This is a genomic window from Streptomyces sp. NPDC056486 (assembly GCF_042795295.1).
GTDB lineage: Bacteria > Actinomycetota > Actinomycetes > Streptomycetales > Streptomycetaceae > Streptomyces.
In genome coordinates this window covers 1-6,194 of the sequence record NZ_JBHTSF010000287.1, presented here as the reverse complement: position 1 = coordinate 6,194, position 6,194 = coordinate 1, and the positions used below count along the sequence as shown (strand labels likewise).

At 69.7% G+C, this 6,194-nt stretch carries 5 protein-coding genes; 1 reads left to right on the top strand and 4 read right to left on the bottom strand.

The window, feature by feature from the left end; all coding sequences use genetic code 11:
- Window positions 1–225: 225 nt before the first annotated feature.
- Complete coding sequence (locus ACFQ7F_RS45090) at window positions 226–912, bottom strand: TetR/AcrR family transcriptional regulator (RefSeq protein WP_383285354.1); 687 nt, start codon at window positions 910–912, stop codon at window positions 226–228.
- Window positions 909–1,928, bottom strand: a complete 1,020-nt coding sequence (locus ACFQ7F_RS45085) for an acyl-CoA desaturase (protein WP_383285351.1) — start codon at window positions 1,926–1,928, stop codon at window positions 909–911. Before ACFQ7F_RS45085 ends, ACFQ7F_RS45090 begins: the two co-directional genes overlap by 4 nt.
- Window positions 1,929–2,218: 290 nt before the next feature.
- Between ACFQ7F_RS45085 and ppc the strand changes: the two genes are divergently transcribed.
- The gene (ppc, locus tag ACFQ7F_RS45080) at window positions 2,219–4,948 is read left to right on the top strand and encodes a phosphoenolpyruvate carboxylase (RefSeq protein ID WP_383285348.1); all 2,730 of its coding nucleotides are present in this window, start codon (window positions 2,219–2,221) and stop codon (window positions 4,946–4,948) included.
- Window positions 4,949–5,032: 84 nt separating this feature from the next.
- On the opposite strand, the gene ACFQ7F_RS45075 is transcribed toward ppc, so the two are convergent.
- Both ACFQ7F_RS45075 and pth read right to left on the bottom strand, forming a co-directional pair.
- Entirely contained in the window at window positions 5,033–5,494 is a 462-nt protein-coding gene (locus tag ACFQ7F_RS45075; RefSeq protein ID WP_383285345.1) for a hypothetical protein, read from the bottom strand.
- Between the two features lie 41 nt (window positions 5,495–5,535).
- Window positions 5,536–6,138: an aminoacyl-tRNA hydrolase gene (pth, locus tag ACFQ7F_RS45070; RefSeq protein WP_383285342.1), complete on the bottom strand. Its 603-nt coding sequence runs from the start codon at window positions 6,136–6,138 to the stop codon at window positions 5,536–5,538.
- Between the last annotated feature and the right edge of the window lie 56 nt (window positions 6,139–6,194).

Here is a 6,194-nt window from a genome sequence, read left to right as displayed (position 1 = left end):
GATGTCTCCCACCCACCCACCCGATTACCCGGGGTCATGGGTGGGTGGGAGGGGAACATCCGCCGCGAAGCGGCGGTCTAGAGGGGTGCGGACAGCGCAGGGCGCCCGCTCAAAGCCCCGCCCAGCGAGGGTCGCCGACAGCGCAGGGTGCCGGATCCGAGCCCGCCCGCGTCACGCAGACCCGCGTCAGGCGACCCGCGTCACGCAGACCCCCGCATGCAGGCGCTAGCTCTTGCGGTGTCCTATAAGGCGAGGCTTGGGCTCGAGCCCGTCGAGGCCGTGCCACGCCAGGTTCACCAGGTGCGCCGCCACCTCCGCCTTCTTCGGCTTGCGGGCATCCAGCCACCACTGGCCCGTGAGCGCCACCATGCCGACCAGCGCCTGCGCGTACAGCGGGGCCAGTTTCTGGTCGAAGCCGCGGGTCTTGAACTCCTGGCCCAGGATGTCCTCCACCTGCGTCGCGATGTCCGAGATCAGCGAGGCGAACGTGCCTGTCGACTGCGCCACCGGCGAATCGCGGACCAGGATGCGGAAGCCGTCCGTATAGGTCTCGATGTAGTCGAGGAGAGCGAACGCCGCCTGCTCCAGAAGCTCCCGCGGATGCCCCGCGGTCAGCGCCCCCGTCACACCGTCGAGCAGCGCCCGCATCTCGCGGTCCACCACCACCGCGTAAAGACCCTCCTTGCCGCCGAAGTGCTCGTACACGACGGGCTTGGAGACGCCGGCCTTCGCCGCGATCTCCTCCACCGACGTGCCCTCGAAGCCCTTGGCGGCGAAGAGCGTGCGGCCGATGTCCAGCAACTGCTCCCGGCGCTCGGCACCCGTCATCCGGGTCCGGCGCGCACGCCGGGGCTGCTTCTCTTTGCTGGAGGGGCTGGAATTGCTGGAGTCGGTCGCCACGTCGTCAATCATGCCGCGCCGACGGTCTTCTGCTTCCGGCGGGCATCGATACGTGACGCTGAAGGCCAGCGCACGTCCGTCGCCCAGCCGAGCTGCTCGCACCAGCGGATGATCCGCGCCGACGAGTCGACCTGGCCCTTGAGCACACCGTGCCGCGCCGACGTCGGATCGGCGTGGTGGAGGTTGTGCCAGGACTCGCCGCAGGACAGGACCGCGAGCCACCACACGTTGCCCGAGCGGTCACGCGACTTGAAGGGGCGCTTGCCCACCGCGTGGCAGATCGAGTTGATCGACCACGTCACGTGGTGGAGCAGGGCCACCCGGACGAGGGAGCCCCAGAAGAACGCCGTGAAAGCGCCCCACCACGACATCGTCACCAGGCCGCCGACCAGCGGCGGGATCGCGAGCGAGATGATCGTCCAGAGCAGGAACTGGCGGGAGACCATACGGATCGCCGGATCCTTGATCAGGTCCGGTGCGTACTTCTCCTGCGACGTCTGCTCCTCATCGAACATCCATCCGATATGCGCCCACCACAGGCCCTTCATCAGGGCCGGGACCGTCTCGCCGAAGCGCCACGGCGAATGCGGGTCGCCCTCCGCGTCGGAGAACTTGTGGTGCTTGCGGTGATCCGCCACCCAGCGCACCAGCGGACCCTCCACCGCCATCGACCCCGCCACGGCGAGCGCGATCCGCAACGGACGCTTCGCCTTGAAGGAGCCGTGCGTGAAGTAGCGGTGGAAGCCGATCGTGATGCCGTGGCAGCCCAGGTAGTACATGAACACCAACAGGCCGAGGTCCAGCCAGCTCACTCCCCAGCCCCAGACCAGCGGCACCGCCGCAAGCAGGGCGAGGAACGGGACGGTGATGAACAGAAGCAGCGCCATCTGCTCGACGGACCGTTTCTGCTCACCGCCCAGCGTCGCGGACGACGCGGACAGAAGGGACGCCGACGAGGCGTCGGTCGTCGATCGCGAAGCGTCTTCGATCACATCGGTGTCGGAATACGCATCGGAAGATGTCGGCATGGGCACGTCCCCTGTGGGGTCGAGGGTTGAGGGTCACGACGCGAGTGCGGCGGGCGCACGATCACGGGTCCCGCGTAATCTACGGTCCCGTAACTTACGGCGTCGTAAGTATGGCAGCGCGGAACCCGGCGGCAAGAGGCTGCGAGTCCGTGCCGCGATGTGACACCTATCCTTGGGAACGGTCGGACAGCGCGGTCCGCTCTCTATTTCCCCCGGAACGCGGATTCCTATCCGGCCGGGGACCCCCCTCCCAGACCTGACGTGCTTCAACACTGCAAGGAGCCGCACCTGTGAGCAGTGCCGACGACCAGACCACAGCCAGCACCGAGCTGCGCGCCGACATCCGCCGCCTCGGCGACCTGCTCGGCGAGACCCTCGTACGCCAGGAGGGCTCGGAGCTCCTCGAACTGGTCGAGAAGGTCCGCAGCCTGACCCGCGAGGACGGCGAGGCCGCCGCCCGCCTGCTCGGTGGCACCGAACTGGAGACCGCGGCCAAGCTGGTCCGCGCCTTCTCCACGTACTTCCACCTGGCCAACGTGACCGAGCAGGTCCACCGCGGTCGCGAGCTGCGCGCCCGGCGCGCCGCCGAGGGCGGGCTCCTGGCCCGTACGGCGGACCGGCTCAAGGACGCGGACCCCGAGCACCTGCGCCAGACCGTGGAGCACCTCAACGTGCGCCCCGTCTTCACCGCGCACCCCACCGAGGCCGCACGCCGCTCCGTCCTCAACAAGCTGCGCCGCATCGCCGAGCTCCTGGAGACCCCGGTCATCGAGGCCGACCGGCGCCGCCACGACACCCGCCTCGCCGAGAGCATCGACCTGGTGTGGCAGACGGACGAGCTGCGCGTCGTCCGTCCGGAGCCCGCGGACGAGGCACGCAACGCCATCTACTACCTGGACGAGCTGCACGCCGGCGCCGTCGGGGACGTACTCGAAGACCTCACCGCCGAGCTGGAGCGGGTCGGCGTCCAGCTGCCCGAAGGCACCAGGCCGCTCACCTTCGGCACCTGGATCGGCGGCGACCGCGACGGCAACCCGAACGTGACGCCCGACGTCACCTGGGACGTCCTGATCCTCCAGCACGAGCACGGCATCAACGACGCCGTCGCCCTTGTCGACGAGCTGCGCGGCTTCCTCTCCAACTCCATCCGCTACACCGGAGCCACCGAGGAGCTCAAGGCCTCCCTCCAGCTCGACATCGAGCGGCTGCCCGAGATCAGCCCCCGCTACAAGCGGCTCAACGCCGAAGAGCCCTACCGCCTCAAGGCCACCTGCATCCGGCAGAAGCTGGAGAACACCAAGGAGCGCCTGGCCCGCGGCACGGCCCACGAGGACGGGCGCGACTACCTCGGCACCGGCGAACTCCTGCACGACCTCACCCTCGTCCAGGCGTCACTGCGCGCGCACAAGGGCGCCCTGTTCGCCGACGGCCGCATGAACCGCACGATCCGTACGCTCGCCGCGTTCGGTCTGCAGCTGGCCACCATGGACGTACGTGAACACGCCGACGCCCACCACCACGCGCTCGGCCAGCTCTTCGACCGCCTGGGCGAGGAGTCCTGGCGGTACGTGGACATGCCGCGCGAGTACCGGCAGAAGCTGCTCGCCAAGGAACTGCGCTCGCGCAGGCCGCTCGGCCCGTCCCCGGCCCCGCTCGACGCCGCCGGGGAGAAGACCCTCGGCGTCTTCCTCACCATCAAGAAGGCCCTGCAGGTCTTCGGGCCCGAGGTCATCGAGTCCTACATCATCTCCATGTGCCAGGGCGCCGACGACGTCTTCGCTGCGTCCGTCCTCGCCCGCGAGGCCGGACTCATCGACCTGCACGCGGGCTGGGCGAAGATCGGCATCGTGCCGCTCCTTGAGACGACGGACGAGCTGCGCGCCGCCGACGTCATCCTCGACGAGATGCTCGCCGACCCGTCGTACCGCAAGCTGGTCGCGCTCCGCGGCGACGTCCAGGAGGTCATGCTCGGCTACTCGGACTCGTCCAAGTTCGGCGGCATCACCACCTCGCAGTGGGAGATCCACCGGGCGCAGCGCAGGCTGCGTGACGTCGCGCACCGCTACGGGGTCCGGCTGCGGCTCTTCCACGGCCGTGGCGGCACGGTCGGGCGCGGCGGCGGTCCCTCGCACGACGCGATCCTGGCTCAGCCCTGGGGCACCCTCGAGGGCGAGATCAAGGTGACCGAGCAGGGCGAGGTCATCTCCGACAAGTACCTCGTGCCCTCGCTGGCCAGGGAGAACCTGGAGCTGACGGTCGCCGCCACGCTGCAGGCCTCCGCCCTGCACACGGCTCCCCGTCAGTCGGACGAGGCGCTTGCCCGCTGGGACGCGGCGATGGACCTCGTCTCGGACGCCGCGCACTCCGCGTACCGCAAGCTGGTCGAGGACCCGGACCTGCCGACGTACTTCCTCGCGTCGACGCCGGTCGACCAGCTCGCCGACCTGCACCTCGGCTCCCGGCCATCGCGCCGCCCCGGCTCGGGCGTCTCGCTCGACGGCCTGCGCGCCATCCCGTGGGTCTTCGGCTGGACCCAGTCGCGGCAGATCGTGCCGGGCTGGTTCGGCGTCGGCTCGGGCCTCAAGGCGCTGCGGGAAGCCGGTCTGGACACCGTGCTCGGCGAGATGCAGGAGCACTGGCACTTCTTCCGGAACTTCCTCTCGAACGTCGAGATGACCCTGGCGAAGACGGACCTGCGGATCGCCCGCCACTACGTGGACACGCTCGTCCCGGACGAGCTGAAGCACGTCTTCGACGTGATCGAGGCGGAGCACGCGCTGACGGTGCAGGAAGTTCTGCGGATCACCGGCGGCGAGGAACTGCTCAGCTCCCACCCGGAGCTGCAGCAGACCTTCGGCATCCGCGACGCCTACCTGGACCCGATCTCCTACCTCCAGGTAGCGCTCCTGAAGCGTCAGCGGGACGCGGCTGCGGCGGGCGAGGAAGCGGACCCCCTGCTGGGCCGCGCGCTTCTCCTCACCGTCAACGGCGTGGCTGCGGGGCTGCGCAACACGGGCTGATTCTCACCGGCGGGGCGCCTTGCCTTACTGGGCGGGCGCCCCTCCCCGGCCTGCGCCGTACCCCGGCCGCAGCCAGTTCCGTCGTCAGAACGCCAGCGTCGCGAAAGACGCCGTCAAGAGGGCGCCGCCCGCCAAGGCCAGGGCCCACGCCGTGCGGGGCATGCGCAGCCCACCGGCCACCACCACCGCGGACAGCAGTAGCGCCCCGCCGAGGGGAAGCCACGCATGGAGGAACCCGGGCCCACCCGTGCGGACGACCTCGGAGGTACCCGGCTTCACGACCACCGGAATCCGCACCCCCTTCTTCTCCCCGATCGAGCGGTCGATCACGACCCGCTCGCGCGCCTTGGAGCCGGCGGACGAGGGGACGTACGGCCCGGAGCAGTCGTCGGACGAGCAGCGCGAAACCCGCATCGTGCCCTGCTCACGCTCATCGGAGAGCATCACGTGCCGCGCCGTGCCCCAGGACGCCCAGACGCCCGCGACAAGCAGCAGCACCGCGAGCCCGCCCATCGCCGTCCGGCGTAGGAGCAGCAGCGCGTTCATGGCGGCGATCCTTGGCCATAGCGCTGCGCCGAGTCAACAGCTCAGGAGTTGTACGAGCTCTGCGCCCGCTCCAACCCCTCGATCACCAGCGCCTCGGCAGCATCCGCCGCCCGGTCCACGAAGTAGCCCAGTTCCTTGCGCTCCGCCGACGAGAAGTCCTTCAGTACGAAGTCCGCCACCTGCATCCGCCCCGGCGGACGCCCGATCCCGAACCGCACCCGGTGGTAGTCCGGGCCCATCGCCTTCGTCATCGACTTCAGACCGTTGTGGCCGTTGTCGCCGCCGCCCAGCTTCAGCCGCAGCGTGCCGTGGTCGATGTCCAGCTCGTCGTGGACCGCGACGATGTTCGCGGTCGGCACCTTGTAGAAGTCACGCAGCGCCGTCACGGGACCGCCCGACACGTTCATGTACGACATCGGCTTCGCCAGGACGACACGACGGCTCGCCGGGCCCGCAGGACCGATCCGGCCCTCAAGCACCTGCGCCTGCGCACGCCCGCTCCGCTTGAACGAGCCGCCGATCCGCTCCGCGAGGAGATCGGCCACCATGAAGCCCACGTTGTGCCGGTTCATGGCGTACCCAGGGCCTGGATTGCCCAGACCCACGATCAGCCAGGGCGCGCTGGGGTCCGTCGTCATCTGCATGTCTCCTTCATAGCCCAACCGCCGCCCCGCGCAGGAGCGCGGAGCGGCGGTTGGCA